General features: G+C 65.3%; 13 protein-coding genes. All 13 read left to right on the forward strand.

Annotated features, from left to right (window positions below):
- Positions 1-35: 35 nt before the first annotated feature.
- The 13 genes from aspT to J0O65_RS14845 all read left to right on the forward strand — a co-directional run bounded on the left by aspT (position 36) and on the right by J0O65_RS14845 (position 16,169).
- Positions 36-1,724: an aspartate-alanine antiporter gene (gene aspT, locus J0O65_RS14785; RefSeq protein WP_215407822.1), complete on the forward strand. Its 1,689-nt coding sequence runs from the start codon at positions 36-38 to the stop codon at positions 1,722-1,724.
- A 56-nt stretch (positions 1,725-1,780) separates the two neighbouring features.
- Positions 1,781-3,391: a bifunctional aspartate transaminase/aspartate 4-decarboxylase gene (locus J0O65_RS14790; RefSeq protein WP_215407824.1), complete on the forward strand. Its 1,611-nt coding sequence runs from the start codon at positions 1,781-1,783 to the stop codon at positions 3,389-3,391.
- Positions 3,392-3,576: 185 nt separating this feature from the next.
- Positions 3,577-4,989 carry a TolC family protein gene (locus J0O65_RS14795; RefSeq protein WP_215407826.1) on the forward strand — a complete coding sequence of 471 codons (1,413 nt, stop codon included), beginning with the start codon at positions 3,577-3,579 and terminating at the stop codon, positions 4,987-4,989.
- Positions 4,989-5,963, forward strand: a complete 975-nt coding sequence (locus J0O65_RS14800) for an HlyD family secretion protein (protein WP_215407828.1) — start codon at positions 4,989-4,991, stop codon at positions 5,961-5,963. Before J0O65_RS14795 ends, J0O65_RS14800 begins: the two co-directional genes overlap by 1 nt.
- Positions 5,964-5,969: 6 nt before the next feature.
- Complete coding sequence (locus J0O65_RS14805) at positions 5,970-7,151, forward strand: ABC transporter permease (protein WP_215407830.1); 1,182 nt, start codon at positions 5,970-5,972, stop codon at positions 7,149-7,151.
- On the forward strand, positions 7,148-8,299 hold the full coding sequence (locus J0O65_RS14810) for an ABC transporter permease (protein WP_215407832.1): 1,152 nt from the start codon (positions 7,148-7,150) through the stop codon (positions 8,297-8,299). Before J0O65_RS14805 ends, J0O65_RS14810 begins: the two co-directional genes overlap by 4 nt.
- Positions 8,300-8,347: 48 nt before the next feature.
- Positions 8,348-9,928 carry an AAA family ATPase gene (locus tag J0O65_RS14815; protein ID WP_215407835.1) on the forward strand — a complete coding sequence of 527 codons (1,581 nt, stop codon included), beginning with the start codon at positions 8,348-8,350 and terminating at the stop codon, positions 9,926-9,928.
- A 198-nt stretch (positions 9,929-10,126) separates the two neighbouring features.
- Positions 10,127-10,396, forward strand: a complete 270-nt coding sequence (locus J0O65_RS14820; protein ID WP_215407837.1) for a hypothetical protein — start codon at positions 10,127-10,129, stop codon at positions 10,394-10,396.
- A 9-nt stretch (positions 10,397-10,405) separates the two neighbouring features.
- Positions 10,406-11,377, forward strand: coding sequence for a hypothetical protein (locus J0O65_RS14825; RefSeq protein ID WP_215407839.1), 972 nt, complete (start codon positions 10,406-10,408; stop codon positions 11,375-11,377).
- Positions 11,374-13,158, forward strand: coding sequence for a VWA domain-containing protein (locus J0O65_RS14830; RefSeq protein WP_215407841.1), 1,785 nt, complete (start codon positions 11,374-11,376; stop codon positions 13,156-13,158). The genes J0O65_RS14825 and J0O65_RS14830 overlap by 4 nt, the downstream gene beginning before the upstream one ends.
- Before the next feature lies 1 nt (position 13,159).
- Positions 13,160-13,753 (forward strand): hypothetical protein, encoded by a 594-nt coding sequence (locus J0O65_RS14835; protein WP_215407843.1) that lies wholly within the window; start codon positions 13,160-13,162, stop codon positions 13,751-13,753.
- On the forward strand, positions 13,750-15,129 hold the full coding sequence (locus tag J0O65_RS14840; protein ID WP_215407845.1) for a phenylacetate--CoA ligase family protein: 1,380 nt from the start codon (positions 13,750-13,752) through the stop codon (positions 15,127-15,129). The genes J0O65_RS14835 and J0O65_RS14840 overlap by 4 nt, the downstream gene beginning before the upstream one ends.
- Positions 15,126-16,169 carry an AAA family ATPase gene (locus J0O65_RS14845; RefSeq protein WP_215407847.1) on the forward strand — a complete coding sequence of 348 codons (1,044 nt, stop codon included), beginning with the start codon at positions 15,126-15,128 and terminating at the stop codon, positions 16,167-16,169. The genes J0O65_RS14840 and J0O65_RS14845 overlap by 4 nt, the downstream gene beginning before the upstream one ends.

Consider the following 16,169-nt stretch of genomic DNA (forward strand, 5'->3'; position numbering starts at 1 on the left):
AGTAAAGAATTCCTTCAACACGAAAGGTGGTCAGCATGGAATGGTTGCACGAGTTATTCAAGAAGTCGCCTGAAATTGCCTTGTTCCTCTCCCTGGCAGTGGGCTACTACATCGGCAAGATCAAGTTCGGCTCATTCCAGTTGGGCGGGGTCGCCGGTTCACTGCTGGTGGCGGTCCTCGTCAGCCAGGTAGGCGTCGCCATCGATCCCGGCGTCAAGTCGGTGCTGTTCGCCCTGTTTATTTACGCGGTCGGCTATGAAAGCGGCCCGCAATTCTTCAATTCCCTGGGGCGCCAGTCCGTGCGCGAAATCATCCTGGCCGTCGTGCTGGCCGTCACGGCGCTGTTGACGGTGGTCATCCTGGCCAGGGTCTTTGGCCTGGACAAGGGCCTGGCGGCCGGCGTGGCGGCGGGCGGCTTGACGCAGTCGGCCATCATCGGCACGGCCGGCGACGCGATCACCAAGCTGGGCCTGGCGGCCGACGAGGTGGCGCGCCTGCAGGGCAACGTGGCCGTCGGCTATGCCGTGACGTATGTGTTCGGCTCGTTTGGCGCCATCATCGTCTGCGTCAACATCTTGCCCAAGCTCATGGGCCGCGGCATCCGCGAAGATGCGATCAAGGCGGAAACGGCGCTGCAGGCGGGCGTGCAAGTGCTGGGGCCGGGCCAGACGCCGGCCGCGCCCGACCTGATCGGCCGCATCTATGACGTGGGTCCGGGCGCCGGCCGTTCCGTGGCGGACATCGAAAGCGCCCATCCGACCACGGCCATCACCATCGAGCGCGTGAAACGCAATGGCCAGATCATCGACGTCAGTCCGGACCTGGTGCTGGCGGCCGACGATATCGTGCTGCTGGTGGGCCGCCGCGAAGCCATGCTCAGCGTCTCTTCCCAGCTGGGCAAGGAATTGCACGCCGTCGAAGGCATGGAACTGGTCATGCAGCGCCGCGACATGGTGCTGACCAACAAGGCTTACCACAACAAGACGGTGGGCGAGATCCGCAGCGCGACGGCGCCGGGCGTGCGGCACGGCATCTTCGTCGTGCAGCTGAGCCGCATGGGCAAGATCCTGCCCATGCAATCGGAAACCGTCGTGCAGACGGGCGACGTGGTGACCATCTATGGCGCCGAGCAGGACGTCAAGCGCGTGGCGGCCGAAGTGGGCTACATGATCGTGCCGAGCGCCAAGACGGACTTCGTCTACATGGGCGCCGGCCTCGTCGTCGGCCTTCTGGTGGGCTTGCTGGTGGCGCGCATCGGCTCGATTCCGCTGACCCTGGGTAGCGGCGGCGGCGTGCTGCTGTCGGGCCTGGTGTTCGGCTGGTTCCGCGCCAAGCGCCAAACCTTCGGCTACATGCCCAGCGGCGCCGTGCAAATCCTGAAAGACCTGGGCCTGGCCGGCTTCGTTGCCGTCGTCGGCCTCACGTCCGGCCTGCAAGCCGTGCAAACCGTGCGCGAACACGGCCTGACCCTGTTCGGCGTGGGCGTCGTCGTGACCATCTTGCCGATGATACTGACCATGCTGATCGGCCGCTACATCTTGCGTTATGACAACGTGGCCGTGTTTGCGGGCGCCTTGTCCGGTTCGCGCAGCGCCAATCCGGCCTTCGGCGAAGTGCTGAACGCGGCGCAAAACTCGATTCCCACCGTGCCGTTTGCCATCACATATGCCTTGGCCAACGTTTTCCTGACCTTGCTGGGGCCGCTGATCGTGGCCTTCGTCTGAGCCTGCATGTATGTGCAATTACCTTCAACATTGTCCGTCTATAAGGAGTAGCAAAAATGGATTTCAGTAACCCAAGCAAACTCGCCCTGTTGAGCCCCTTCGAATTGAAGGATGCGCTGATCCAGACGGCCCAGCAAAGCAACCGGCTGATGCTCAATGCGGGCCGCGGCAATCCGAACTTCCTGGCGACCACGCCACGCCACGGCTTCTTCCAGTTCGGCCAGTTCGCCATGACGGAAGCGGAACGCTCGTATGTGTACATGGAAGGCGTGGGCGGCTTCCCTACGCGCGACGGCATCGAATCGCGCTTTGAAATCTTCGTGCGTCAGCATGCCGATACTCCGGGCGTGCATTTCATCGAGGCGGCCGTGTCGTATGTGCGCGACCAGTTGGGCCTGAGCGCTGGCGATTTCATCTACGAGATGTGCGAAGCCATCCTCGGCTGCAACTACCCTGTGCCGGACCGCATGCTGCGCCTGTCCGAGAAAATCGTCGGCCAGTACATCCACCGCGAAATGGTGGGCGAGCATCCGTTCGTCGGCAACTTCGACATGTACGCCGTCGAGGGCGGCACGGCCGCCATGACCTACCTGTTCGCCAGCCTGAAATCGAACCACATCATCCAGGAAGGCGATACCATCGCGCTGGGCATGCCGATTTTCACGCCGTATATCGAAATTCCCCAGCTGAACGACTACAAGCTGAATACCGTGCATATCGATGCGCCGCAATCGAACAACTGGCAATTCACGAAGAAGGAGCTGGACAAGCTGCTCGATCCGAAAGTGAAGGCCTTCTTCCTCGTCAACCCCAGCAATCCGCCGTCCGTCAAGATCGATGACGAGACGCTGGAATACATCGCCAGGATCATCAAGAAGCGCCCGGACCTGATCATTCTGACCGACGACGTGTATGGCACGTTTGCCGACAATTTCGTCTCGCTGTTTGCCATTTGCCCGTTCAACACCATCCTCGTGTATTCATTCTCGAAATACTTCGGCGCGACGGGCTGGCGCATGGGCGTGGTGGCCACGCATGAAAACAATATCCTGGACGAAAAGATCGCCAAGCTGCCGGAAAGCGTCAAGAAACAGCTCGACGCGCGCTACCATTCCATCACGACGGAACCGCGCAAGCTCAAGTTCATCGACCGCCTGGTGGCCGACAGCCGCACGGTGGCGCTGAACCACACGGCCGGCCTGTCGACGCCCGTGCAGGCGCAGATGACCTTGTTCTCGCTGTTCTCGCTGATGGATGAAGAGCAAAAGTACAAGCAATCGATGAAACATATCGTGCTGCGCCGCAAGCAGGCGCTGTACCGCGAACTGGGCTTGCCGATGGTGCACGACGCCAATTCCGTGCGCTACTACCACCTGCTGGACATGGAATCGCTGGCCGCGCAAATGCATGGCGTGGAGTTTTCGCAGTGGCTGCTGAAAAAGCTCAAGCCGAACGAAGCGCTGTTCCGCCTGGCCGAGGAAACGGGCGTGATCCTGCTGCCGGGCCGCGGCTTCGGCACCACGCATCCGTCCGGCCGCGTGTCGCTGGCCAACCTGAACGAATACGACTACGCCAACATCGGCCGCGCCATCCGCAACATGGCGTCCGAGTTCTTTGCCGTGTTTGAAAAGGAAAAGGAAAAGGGCGGCAAAAAAGCCAAGAAGTAAGCCAGTAAATCGGTGGCCAATTGCCTGACCGCAAGGGGCGCCCCGCAAGAGGCGCCCATTTTTATGTGTCCGTTCCGGTAACCAATAGTGCAGGCTGGAATGGACATCCGTGGATATAATTGCTATTGTGAAAGTATAAACATGGCAACCCCGTGCTTTCCCCTCATTCATTGACTGGACGCTACATGGGCAGATTGCAAGGACACTTATCGTTATTACTGGCGGGCGCGCTGGGCGCGGCCATGCCCGCCGCGGCGGAACCGCTGACATTCAACGAAGCGCTGCAGCAGGCGGCCAAGGCCTCGGGCGCCGTGCAGGGCGCCGCGCTCGACGTGCGCGCCAAAACACTCAAAGCCGAAGCCTTGTCGAATATCGACGGCCCTTCCGTGGACTTGACGGCGTTCCGCGGCCGCTTGTCGACGGATTTGAATATCGATACGAGCGGCTTGTCGGGCGTGGTGGGCGGCATCGAATCCGTGCTGCCGCCGATTCCCGGCTTGCCCAAGCCACAGATTCCCAATTCCCTCAGCCGCGAAGTGGTGACGGACTTGACCTCGTTCGGCTTGCTGGGCATGTGGCCCATCTACACGGGCGGGCGCCTGGACGCCGTCAAGGGCCTCGCTGCCAGCCTGACCCTGGCCGCGCAGGCAGAGCGCACGGAAGCGGAAGAGCAGCTGGCCACCCTGGTGGCGCAGCGCTATTTCCAGTTGCTGCTGGCCAAGCGCGTGGTGGCCGTGCGCGCCGAAGTGACGGCCGGCGTGACGCAGCACCAGCGCGACGCGGCCAGGCTGGAAAAGGGCGGCCTGATTTCGCGCGCGGAACGCCTGCGCGCCGACGTGGCCCTGGACAGCGCCCGCAGCGACGAGGCGCAGGCGCGCAGCGACGAGGAAATCGCCCAGGTGGCGCTCGATCGTTTGCTCGCCGTCAATACGCAAGTGCTTCCCAGCACGCCGCTGTTCGTCAACAGCTTGCCGGTCGGTACCTTGCAATCGTTCATCAGCACGGGCATGCGCGAAAACGCGAACTGGAAAAAGATCGACAGCAAGCGCGTGCAGGCCGAGCAAGCCTTGAAGCTGCATGGCAAGGAATACGCGCCCACCGTGTTTGCCGTCGGTAACTACAATTTGAACCGCGGCAGCGAAAAGCTCGTGCGTTCGAACTGGGCCATCGGCCTGGTCGTGGCCGTGCCGCTCGTGCACCGCATCAATACGGGCAAGATGATCGCCGCCGCCAAGCTGGACCAGGAGAGGGTGGAAGTGGTGGCGCGCCAGGCCGAGCGCGACATTCCCACCCTGATCGAGAAAAACTGGCGCGCGCTGGAAAACGCCCGCATCCAGTACCTGTCCACGGCCTCGTCGGTGGAACTGGCGCGCGAGAACATCCGACTGCAGACGGTGGCCTTCCAGCAAGGGCAGGTGACGTCGCTGGAAGTGGTCGACGCGCGCCTGAACCTGGCCAAGATCGAGACCCAGCGCGCGCAGGCGGCCTATCACTATGTAATGGGGCTGACGCAATTGCTGGAAGCGACGGGAGAAACGCAGCGCCTGGGCAGCCTGGCCGCCGCGGCCGATATCCAATTACCACTGGAAACACAATAATGACTACCTCCAACAAACCATTGGTGCTCGCCGGCGGCATCCTCATCCTGGCCTTCGTCGGCTGGGGCTTGTACCAGGCCTTCCAGCCGCAGCGCCTGCCTTTGCAGGGGCAGATGGATGCGCAGGAAGTCAATGTCTCGTCGAAAGTGCCGGGCCGGGTGGGCGAGCTGTACGTCAAGCTGGGGCAGACGGTGCCGAAAGGGCAAGTGCTGTTTCAGCTGACGAGCCCGGAAGTGGATGCGAAGATCGCGCAAGCGACGGCCGCCACGCAAGCGGCCGATGCCGTGGCAAAGAAGGCGGAAGCGGGCGCGCGGCCGGAAGAAGTCCGTGCCGCGAAGGCGAACTGGGAACGGGCGCAAACGGGGGCGGCCATCGCCAGGACCACGTATACCCGCGTCAATAATATGTACGAGCAAGGTGTGATCGCCCAGCAGAAACGTGACGAGGCGCAAGCGCAATGGCGCGCCGCCGAGCAGCTGGCGCAGGCGGCCCGCGCGCAATACGACATGGCGCAAAAGGGGGCCCGTCCCGAAGACAAGACGGCCGCCGCCGCCCAGGCGCGCCAGGTGGGCGCCGTGCTGACGGAAGCGCAGATCGCGCTGGCCGAAACGAAGATCGCTGCACCCGTGGCCGGCCAGGTCGGCAAGATCCAGATCCAGCCGGGCGAACTGGCGCCGCAAGGTTTCCCCGTGATCACCCTGGTGAACCTGGACGACGCCTGGGCCGTGCTGCAGGTGCGCGAAGACGAGATGGCGGCGTTTGGCATGGGCAGCACGCATACGGCGAATGTGCCGGCGCTGAAGCAACAACTGAGTTTCAAGGTCAGTTCCGTGGCCGTGCTGCCGGACTTCGCCACGTGGCGCGCCGCGCGTCCGGGCGGCACGGACTTGCGCACGTTTGAAATCCGCTTGCGTCCCGCCATCAAGGTCGATGGCTTGCGCCCAGGCATGTCGGTCGTGTTTCCACCGCTCTGATAGCCGATGAGCGTAGCGGATAAAGAGCCGGTTTCGGCGCTGGCGCGCGAATGGCGGCGCTTGCGCGGCGACTTCTGGGACTTTGGCATGCTCAGCTGGATTCCCATCGTGCTGTGCGGCATGCTGTGGCTGGTGTTTTCCGCCGGCATCGCGCGCGACTTGCCCATCGTCGTCATCGACGACGACAATTCCACCCTGTCGCGCCAGCTCACGCGCTGGCTCGACGCCTCCCCCGGCATCGAGGTGGCGGCGAAAGTGGCGTCCAGCGACGACGCCCTGCATCGCTTGCGCGAGCGCACGGCGTTCGGCTATCTGGTCATTCCGAACGATTTCGAACAGAAACTGCTGGGCGGCCGCCAGGCCACCGTGCAATGGCTGTACAACGCGCAGTTTTCCTCGCACGCGGGCGCCTTGCTGCGCGACGTGCGCACGGTCAGCACGACCTTGTCGGCCGGCATCGAGATGACGGCCCGCGTCAAGAAGGGCATGGCGCCCCTGCAGGCGGCGGCCCAGTTCGAACCGATCCGCACCACCCTGAACAGCCTGTATAACGAAAACATCAGCTATGAAGCCTTCCTCACGCTGGCCCTGATGCCGTCCATGCTGCAGATTTTCATCGTCGTCGCCGTCGTCACGTCCATCGGACGCGAGTTGCGTGACGGCACGGTGCCGCAATGGCTGGCCTCGGCCCATGGCAGCTGGCTGCGCGCCATCGGCGCCAAACTGCTGTTCCCCCTCATCGCCTATGTCGCGCTGGCGCTGCTGTACTTGCTGTTCTTCAGCCTGGCGCGGGGCTGGGCCGTGGCGGGCAGCTTGCCGGCCTTGCTGCTGAGCATGCTGCTGCTGGTGCTGGCCTACTGCGGCCTGGCCACCTTGCTGATCGCCGCCACCCTGTCCCTGCGGCTGGCCCTGTCGGGCGCGGCCTTCATCACGGCGCCGGCGTTTGCCTTTGCGGGCCAGGCCTTTCCCTTGATGGCCATGCCGGCGCCGGCACGCGCCTGGGCGGAAGCCTTGCCGCTCACGCATTATCTGCAGCTGCAAACCAAATACTGGCTGGCCGGCGCGCCATGGCGCTATGGCGTGCAGGAAATACTGATACTGGCCGGCTTTGCCATCGGCTGCGGCGCCGTGGGCGTATTCCTGCTGGCGCGCCGCGCGCATGCGCCCGCCGCCTGGGGACGCACATGATGTGGCCCGCCTTTCTCGCCACCTGGCGCGCCATGCTGACGGACAAGGGCGCGCTGACCCTGCTGTTCATCGGCGGCATCATCTATTCCTTCTTTTATCCCTTGCCGTATTCGACGGAAATCGTCCAGCGCGTGCCCGTGGCCGTCGTCGACCAGGACCGCAGCGCCATGTCGCGCCAGCTGACGCGCTTTGCCATGGCCCATCCGTCGCTGGACGTGATCGCCGTCACGCCGGACCTGCCCGTCGCGCAAGATTTACTGTGGCGCGACCAGATCATGGGCGTGCTGATCATTCCCGACGGCTTGCAGACGGACGTGCTGGCCGGTCGCGCCGCCCACGCGCAGGTGGCGGGCAATGGCCTGTATTTGATGCTGAACAAGGTGGCCTTGAACGGCCTGGCCGAAGTGGTGGGCACCGTGTCGGCCGGCATCGAGCTCAAGCGTTTGGGCGCGGGCACGCCATCGGTCGTGCAGGCGAACCAGCAGCGCTCGCCCATCGCCTTTGACGCCGTGCCCCTGTTCAACGTCAAGGAAGGCTATGGCGCGTATGTCGTGCCGGGCGTGGCGACCTTGATCGTGCAGCAGACCTTGCTGATCGGCATGACCATGCTGTTCGGCACCTGGTACCAGCGCAAGAGCTTCCCGCTGGCGGGCCGGCGCACGGCGGGCGGCTATGCGGGCATGCTGCTGGCGTTCGCCTGCGTGGCCTTCCTCAACTGCTGCTATTTCTTCGGCTTTGTCTTCTGGTTCCAGGATTACCCCCGTGGCGGCAACTTTGGCGGCATGCTGGTGCTGCTGGTGTTGTTCTCGCTGTGCGAGGCGGCGTTCGGCATGCTGCTGGGCATGCTGTTCCGCACGCGCGAGCGGGGCACGCAGCTGATGATCGCCACGTCGATGCCGGTGCTGTTCCTGGCGGGCCTGACCTGGCCCGTCTCGTCCATGCCCGTCGTGCTGCAATGGCTGCGCTGGCTCCTGCCGTCGACGGCCGGCATCCAGGGCTTTGTCGCGCTCAACCAGATGGGCGCCTCGCTGTATGAAATCCGCCATGAAGTGGCCGGCTTGCTGGCCTTGCTGGTAGCCTGCGTGGCCCTGGGCTGGTGGCGCTGGCGCAGGATGGAAGAAGTTGCAGTTGATTTGAACAAGGCTTAACTGGGCCGATATGCAATAATTTCGTTTCCACCACGTTGCCTGTCCATCATGTCAGCCTTTAATCTGTTCCAGCGTCTTTCGCAAGCCCCCACCAAGCCCAAGGCGGCGCCTGCCGCGCGGCAGTTCGACGTGGCGGATTTGTACCAGGGCCCCATCGCGCTGGGAGCGGAAGGCGAGGCGCAGGCGCGGCCTTTCGATGAAAAGCTGCGCCAGGCATACTTTTGGATCGTCAACCACGCCATCATCAGCCCCCATTACGATATCGAGTACAACGACGGCCCGTCGCAGACGTATGCCGTGGGCGACAGCCGCCGCACCTTGAATTTGCCGTCGGCGCAAAGCTATTCGAGCTTCATTTTGCTGCCGCTGCTGACGTTCGCCACGCGCCGCAAATGCCTGTTCGTCGGCGGGCCGGGGCGGGGCAAGACGGCCAGCGCGCTGCTGATGGGCGTGCTGGCCGGCTCCACCGTCAAGGAAGTGAAACGGGCCATGCAGCACGGCCATCCGCAGATGACGGTGGCCGACTTGCTCGGCAATCCGCTGCCGGCGGACCTGGTGAACGCGCAAAGCATGGACGAGATCCGCATCGCCTGGCGCGCCTGGCTGGGCATGCGCGTGAAGATCGTCGATGAATACAACCGCATCCCCACGCGCACGCAAAGCGCGCTGCTCACCGTCATGGGCGACAATTACGCGGAAGTGCTGAACCATATTTATGAATGCCCGGACGCGGCCTGGTATCTGACGGCCAACGACGACCAGGGCGGCGGCACCTACCAGGTGATCGAAGCGCTGCGCGACCGGGTCGACGTGACGGTGCAGGCGCTGGCCTTCAATCCGCGCTTTTTAAATGAGTTGCTGCTGCGCGTGGAAGAAAACGTGCGCTCCGAGGAGCTGGTGCCGTCCGAGATCATCTTCACGGAAGCGGAGGTCGATCAAATAGGCGAGGCGATACGCCAGGTGGCCGTGCCCGAGGCCGTGCGCCGCCGCCTGGAGTTTTTCGCCAGCCAGTTTGAACTGTTCGAGACGGCCGGCGGCCAGTTCGAATACATGACCAAGGATACGGCCCGCCTGGCCGGCGCCGACCGTGGCGCCGCGCAGGCGGCCGACAATGGGCGCGACCGTCTGAAGGACCTCGGTTGCCAGACCCTGAATGGCATCTCGGTGCGCACCTTGATGGCGCTCTTGATCTACGCCAAGGCCATGGCTTACTTCCGCGGCAATGGCGAAGTGGCGCTGGAAGACTTGCGCCAGGTGCTGCCCTTCGTCCTGCACAACAAGCTGCAGCCGGACTTGGACGCGCCATTTTTCGCGCTGCCGGAGAACGCCGCCTATCGCAGCGACAGGCTGGGCTGGCTGCGCCGCCTGTTCGATCTGTCGAACGATGAATTCAACCGCCTGGACCTGGACCGCGACGATCCCGTGGGCGTACTGTCGGCCGAATTCGACCTGGGCCTCGACGGCGTCAGCGAGCGCGAAACCCTGGCGCGCCTGAACCGCATCGAAAAGCTGATCGGCGAACGCACGAAGGGGAGAAAACTGTATGGCCCCCTGTATGACGACCTGCTCAAGCTTAAATATCTGCATCAGCGCTATACGAATTACCGCAGCTGGTTGCGTTCGCAATGAGCGTGCCGCATTGTCAAGGCTTCCTGGAAGCGCTGGCCATGCTCAATGGCGAGGCGAGCGACCTGTGCGCGAGCTATGAATTATCACGTCTGCCCGATGCGCCGGACCTTGCCACGGCGCTGGGTCTGCGCGTGGAGGATTACGCCTTGAACGTCATCGCTCCGGCGCGCGACTTGCCGGCCGCCCTGTGGCGCATCAATGCGGCGCCGTGCGCGCGCGCACCTGGAGCAGGTGTGCCAGCGCTGGTTCTTCTCCTCGGACCACATGCGGAAGGCGCCGCCCGGGCGCTTTCGCGCGCAACTGGTGGCCGCCTTCCTCGAATCGCTCGACGACGCGCTGGGCGGTTTTTTCCTGTGCGCCGTGACGATGACGCCGCCCTCCGGTTTCTGGTACGCGATCCACTGGGACGAGATCGCGTTCGAGCTGGGGGATGAACGCTATCTGCTGCACTTTTCGCACAGCGATTGAGGCGCGGCGATGATCTCTCCTGCCTTTGCCTCGATACTCGCCGGCGGCCGCGCCCAGTTCAATGCGCGCGCGGCCGAAGCGCGCCGGCGCTTTCCCTCGCTCGACATGGCCGCCTTCGGCGCCTTTTTGCACGACGGCGTCGATCCGCTGGTGGCGGCAGTGGCCGCCGCCGCGCCCGAGCGGGCGGGCGGCGCGACCCTGGCCGCCTACGACATGGCACTGGAACTGGTGGGCCATGGCCTGGCCGGCCCGGCGGCGAAAAATCCCTTCCTCAATACCGTCTGGCGCGAGCTGGCGCCATCGTTTGCGCCGCTGCTGGCGACGGCCCCCGTCGACGTGCTGGGCATGCTGAGCAACGCCGCCATCCACATTGTCTCCGTGGCGGGCGCGCGTCCCACGCAGTGGCAGGCCGGGATGGCCGCCGTGGCGCCGCAAGTCGGCAACGTCGCGCAGCTGCGCGCCGTGGGCCAGGTGCTGGCCTGGCGCGCCGGTGTCGCGCATTTCCGCCAGGGAGCGCTGGCCGCCGCCGACACCTTGCCGCCAGCGCTGGCGCTGGCCGCCTTTGGCGAACCGGGCGCGCACTGGCCGCAGGTGCATGCGCAGCTCATGGACTATCCGTGGCGCGGCAACGCCGAGGGCAGGGAGTTCGGTTCTTTTACTGGCCTGGGCGGCGCCTTCGGCACGCCCCCGCAGGTGCGCGCCACGCAGGACGGTTTTGCCGTGCGCAGCGCCGGGCGCCACTACCTGCTGGTGGCGGACGCCTATGGCGCCGTGCTGCACGGCGCCACGGCGCAGGAGTTCGAGCAGGCGCGAAGCGGCGTGCCGGCGGACGTGCGCGTGGAGGGGAGCAGCGTGCATATCGGCGCGCGCCGTATCGACCTTGATGTGCCGGCCGGCGACATCGCCATCGCCGCCAATGCGCACACCCTGGCCATCACGTCACCGTGGACGCACGCCATCCGCTTGCTGCCGCTCGCATGAAGAACGATGCCGACATCGCGCTGATCGATGCCTGGCGCGCCGCCTGGCCCGAGGCCCTGGCCGTGTGGAGCAAATTTACGCGCCTGCGCGATCCGAGCTTGTGCGCCAGCCGCGTCGAGGCCAGCGAGCAGGGACTGTCCGGCAGCTTCGCCATGATCCGCCTGCTGGACCAGAGCGTGGTGGTGGACTTGCCGCTGGTGACGGAGCTGGGCCTGGACGACTATGCGCTGGAGGTGCTCGCCCATGAAATCGGCCACCATATCCTCGCGCCGGGCAGCGCCAGTGACCAGTTCCGCCTACTGGCGCGCATGCGCCGCGCCTTGCCCACCCTGGAGCAGCACGCGCCCATGGTGGCCAACCTGTACACGGACCTGTTCATCAATGACCGCCTGCAGCGCCAGGCGAACCTGCGCATGGCGGACATCTACCGCAAGCTGCAGCAGGGCAGGGCGGCGGCGGATGGCAAGGCCAAGGCCAGCGGCGGCGTGTGGACCCTGTACATGCGCATCTATGAAAACCTGTGGCAGCTGGAAAATGGCGAGCTCGGGGGAGGCAGTGCCGACGAACGCCTGGACACGGATGCCTGGCTGGGCGCGCGCCTGATCCGCGTGTATGCGAACGACTGGATGCTGGCGGCGGGCCGCTTCGCCACCTTGCTGCTGCCTTACCTGGTCGAGGACACGGACGCGCTGGGTGACAGTCTTGACCCAAGCCGTTATCTGCAGGATACGCGCGACGCGGCCCGTGGCTGCCAGACGTATGGCGCGCAGCAGATCGAGGATGACGAGGAGGGCGGCGCCATCCACCCCGTGCACGACCAGCGCATCTCGGGCCTCGACGGCGAGGAGCCGCAAGCCGGGGCGCCGGCCGGGAAGGGCGGCGGCCAGCTGCGCGAACCGTTCGAGCTGGGCGATATTTTGAAGGCCTCGGGCGTGGACTTGAGCGACCATGACATCGCCATCCGCTACTACCGCGAGCGGGCCTTGCCGCACCTGGTGGCGTTTCCCTCGCGCCCCGCGCCCGAATCGCAGGAGCCGCAGATGGAAGGGCTGGAAGCGTGGGAGATCGGCGATCCGCTGGAAGAAATCGACTGGCTGCAGTCGGTGCTGCAGTCGCCGCGCCCCGTGCCGGGCGTGACCACCGTGCGCCGCGTGGTTGGCCGCGAACCGGCGCGCGCCATCGACGCCGTGCCCGTCGACCTGGACATGTACGTGGACAGTTCCGGCTCCATGCCGAACCCGCAGGCGCACACCTCGTTTCTGACACTGGCCGGCGCCGTCATCGCCTTGTCCGCCCTGCGCGCCGGCGCGAAAGTGCAGGTGACCCTGTGGAGCGGCAAGAACGAGGTGATGCAGACGCCCGGTTTCGTGCGCGATGAAGACATGATCCTCGGCGTGCTGACGGAATTTTTTGGCGGCGGCACCTGCTTCCCCATCCACCGCCTGCGCCAGACGTATGCGGCCAAACGGGAACGGCCCGCGCACATCCTGATGATCTCCGACGATGGCATCACCACCATGTTCGACAAGGATGAACTGGGCAACAGCGGCTGGGATGTTTCCGCCAAGGCGCTGGCGCAGGGCGGCGCGGGCGGCACCATGGCCCTGAACCTCGAGCGCGACTGGGATGGCGCGGCGGCCCACAAGTGGCTGCAGCAAACCTATGACGATTTGAAACGCGCGCGCCGCGAACAGTGCTGGGATATCCACGCCGTCGAGCGCTACGAGGATTTGCTGGACTTTGCGCGGGCGTTCAGCCGCCGCCACTATATACAATCATGATATGCACACTCCCGGTCCCCACCTCGAACCATTAACCCACCGCCTGGCCGACACGCCCGTCGAATTCCTCGCCGAGCCGCGCATCGCCGGCGTCGCCAATGCGCAAGCGGTGGCGGTTGCCGCGCTGGTCAACGACATCCTGCTGCTGCATGGCGCGCGCGCGCCGGCCGCGTCACTGCAGGGCTTCGTCGGCGCGCAGGTGAAGGCCGACCGCAACCGGCTGGCGCTGGCCATGATCCTGTGCTGGCTGCTGGCCGACGACTGGTTCATCGGGCAGCAGTTGCCGCAGCCAGCCTTGCTGCAGCTGCTGGGCGAGGCGGCGCGCGAACTGGCCGCCGCCACGCCGGCCCACCAGTTCACGCAAGACCCCGAGCGGCGCGAGGAACTGGCGCGCATCGTGCTGGCGCGCCTGGGTTTTCGGCCGCAGGATGAAAGCGTGGCGCTGGCCACGGACAGATTGTCCGCCATCAGCGGCACGGAGCGGCGCCGCCTGCTCGAAGCGAGCCGCCTGGCCGAGCAGCGCGCGCGGGAAATCCGCGAGGCGCTGGCGAAGAAGGCGGCCGAGGAATCGGCCGACAAGTGGTCGCGCGAATGACGCTCGCTGGCAAACCTGAAGTCAATCTGCCGGGCGGCGCCTGGGAATCGGACCGCGATTACTGTCCCACCCTGACGCAGGCGGGCAGCCGCATGCTGGAAAAACTGCGCAGCCACCCTTGTGCGCCCGTGTACCGCAACCGCAGCGGCAACAAGCTGCTGGCGGGGGAGGTGGCGGCCTTGCGTGCCTTTGAGCAGCAAGTCATGCAAGCGGAGATAGGCTGGAGCGATGCCGCGCCGCCGTCCTGGCTGGCGGATTTTCTCAGGACGGCCTACGCCACAGTGCCGCATTACCGCGCCTGCGGCTCGCCGCCCGCCCGCCTGGCGGACGTGGCGCCCATCAGCCGCGCCGAACTGGCGCACGACATCGCCGCCTTCGTGCCCGACGATGCGGACCTGGCGCGCATGATCAATTTCCAGACCACGGGCACCACGGGACATCCGCTGCTGATCGCCTCGCACCCGCTGGTGGCGGGGCGCTACCTGGCCTTCCACAAGCGCGCGCTGCGCCGCTTCGGCGTGACCCTGCGTCATGGCGCGGGGCAGGTGGGCGTGATGCTGCTGGGGCACCAGCGCCGCTGCTTCACCTATGTCTCCGTCACGCCGACGATGAACGAGTCCGGCCTGGCGAAGATCAACCTGCATCCGGACGACTGGCGCCACCCTGACGACCGCGCGCGCTACCTGGACGCCATGGCGCCCGAACTGATCGCGGGCGACCCGATCTCGTTTGCCGAACTCCTGACCTTGCCTATGGCGCACAAGCCGGCCGCGCTGATGTCCGTGTCGATGATGCTGTTGCCGGGGATGCGCGCGCGCCTGGAAACGCGTTTCGGCTGTCCCGTGCTCGACATCTATTCGCTCAATGAAGTGGGCCCCGTCGCCGTCTACGACGAACGGGCGGGTGGCCACGTGCTGCTGCAGCACCGGCTGTACGTGGAAATCCTCGATAGCCGCGGCCAGCCCGTGGCCGATGGGGGGCGCGGCGAAATCACGGTGACGGGCGGTTTTAACTTTTGCCTGCCCCTGGTGCGCTACCGCACGGGCGATTACGCGTCGCTGGCGCATGGCCCGCACGGCCCCGTGCTGGTGGGCCTGGCCGGCCGCAGTCCCTTGCGCTACAGGACGATGAACGGCGAGTGGATCAACAATATCGACATCACGCATGCCTTGAAACCGCTGGTCATCGCCCTGTTCGGCGTGCACCAGCATGGCGATGGCGGCATCGCGCTGCGCCTGGCGCCGAACGCCATGCCGCAGGCGGACCGGGCGCGCGCCTTGCTCGCGCCCTTTTTCGGCGCCATCACGGTCGAGACCTTGCTGGCGGAAGACAAGATCATTCAATACACCTCGGATTTGCGGGAAGCAGTGGCATGAACCTTTATAAACGCGGCCTCGTGGTCGGCAAATTCTGCCCGCTGCACCAGGGCCATGAACTGTTGATCCAGCGTGCGCAAGACGCTAGCGAAGAGCTGCTGGTGGTCAGCTACACCAAGCCCGAATTTCCCGGTCTGGAAGCGGCGCGCCGGGAACGATGGCTGCGCGCGCAGTTTCCCCAGGCCCTGATCGTCGTGCTGGACGATGCGCGCCTGGCCGCCCTGTGCGCGGCGCGCGGCGTGCCGGCGCGGACCTTGCCGCATAACGATGACGATGGCGACGTCCATCGCCATTTCATGGGCTGGCTGTGCTGGACGTTGCTGGACTTGCCCGTCGACGCCGTGTTCAGCAGCGAAGACTATGGCCCCAGCTTTGCCCAGGTGCTGCAGCAGCATTACGCGCAGGGCGCCGTGGCGCATGTCAGCGTGGACCCGGCCAGGACACTGGTGCCCGTGTCTGGCACGCTGGTGCGGCAAGACCCGCAGGCGCACAGCGCCTTCCTGTCGCCCATTGTGCGCGCCGATTTCGTCATGCGCGTGTGCGTGCTGGGTGGCGAATCGAGCGGCAAGACGACTTTGACGCAGGCGCTGGCGCGGCATTTCGAGACGGAATGGGTGGCCGAATATGGCCGCGAACTGTGGGAGGGCCAGGATGGCGTGCTGGCCTATGACGATCTGCTGAAGATCGGCCGGGAACAGCTGCGCCGCGAAGCGCAGGCGCTATTGGCTGCACGGCGCTGGCTGTTTTGCGATACCTCGCCCATGACGACGTATTTTTACTGCGTCGAGATGTTCGGCAGGGCCGAACAGGAACTGGCGCAGCTGGCCGAACACCGCTACGACCTGGTGCTGCTGTGCGCCCCTGATTTTCCCTTCATCCAGGACGGCACGCGCCGCGACGAGGATTTCCGCGCGCGCCAGCATGCGTGGTACCAGGCGGAGCTGGCGCGGCGGGGGATCGCCTTCGTCGAGGTGTCAGGTCCGGTGGACGACAGGGTCAGGCAGGTGGCGCAGCTATTGGCGGCGCGTCATCCGACGTGA

Origin of the sequence: Janthinobacterium sp. JC611, assembly GCF_018682595.1 — a bacterium.
Classification (GTDB): Bacteria; Pseudomonadota; Gammaproteobacteria; order Burkholderiales; family Burkholderiaceae_D; genus Janthinobacterium.

Excerpts from the sequence above, each read along its gene's own strand:
- aspT (WP_215407822.1), top strand. The coding sequence starts at position 36 with ATGGAATGGTTGCACGAGTTATTCAAGAAGTCGCCTGAAATTGCCTTG.
- J0O65_RS14790 (WP_215407824.1), top strand. The coding sequence starts at position 1,781 with ATGGATTTCAGTAACCCAAGCAAACTCGCCCTGTTGAGCCCCTTCGAA.
- J0O65_RS14795 (WP_215407826.1), top strand. The coding sequence starts at position 3,577 with ATGGGCAGATTGCAAGGACACTTATCGTTATTACTGGCGGGCGCGCTG.
- J0O65_RS14800 (WP_215407828.1), top strand. The coding sequence starts at position 4,989 with ATGACTACCTCCAACAAACCATTGGTGCTCGCCGGCGGCATCCTCATC.
- J0O65_RS14805 (WP_215407830.1), top strand. The coding sequence starts at position 5,970 with ATGAGCGTAGCGGATAAAGAGCCGGTTTCGGCGCTGGCGCGCGAATGG.
- J0O65_RS14810 (WP_215407832.1), top strand. The coding sequence starts at position 7,148 with ATGATGTGGCCCGCCTTTCTCGCCACCTGGCGCGCCATGCTGACGGAC.
- J0O65_RS14815 (WP_215407835.1), top strand. The coding sequence starts at position 8,348 with ATGTCAGCCTTTAATCTGTTCCAGCGTCTTTCGCAAGCCCCCACCAAG.
- J0O65_RS14820 (WP_215407837.1), top strand. The coding sequence starts at position 10,127 with ATGCGGCGCCGTGCGCGCGCGCACCTGGAGCAGGTGTGCCAGCGCTGG.
- J0O65_RS14825 (WP_215407839.1), top strand. The coding sequence starts at position 10,406 with ATGATCTCTCCTGCCTTTGCCTCGATACTCGCCGGCGGCCGCGCCCAG.
- J0O65_RS14830 (WP_215407841.1), top strand. The coding sequence starts at position 11,374 with ATGAAGAACGATGCCGACATCGCGCTGATCGATGCCTGGCGCGCCGCC.
- J0O65_RS14835 (WP_215407843.1), top strand. The coding sequence starts at position 13,160 with ATGCACACTCCCGGTCCCCACCTCGAACCATTAACCCACCGCCTGGCC.
- J0O65_RS14840 (WP_215407845.1), top strand. The coding sequence starts at position 13,750 with ATGACGCTCGCTGGCAAACCTGAAGTCAATCTGCCGGGCGGCGCCTGG.
- J0O65_RS14845 (WP_215407847.1), top strand. The coding sequence starts at position 15,126 with ATGAACCTTTATAAACGCGGCCTCGTGGTCGGCAAATTCTGCCCGCTG.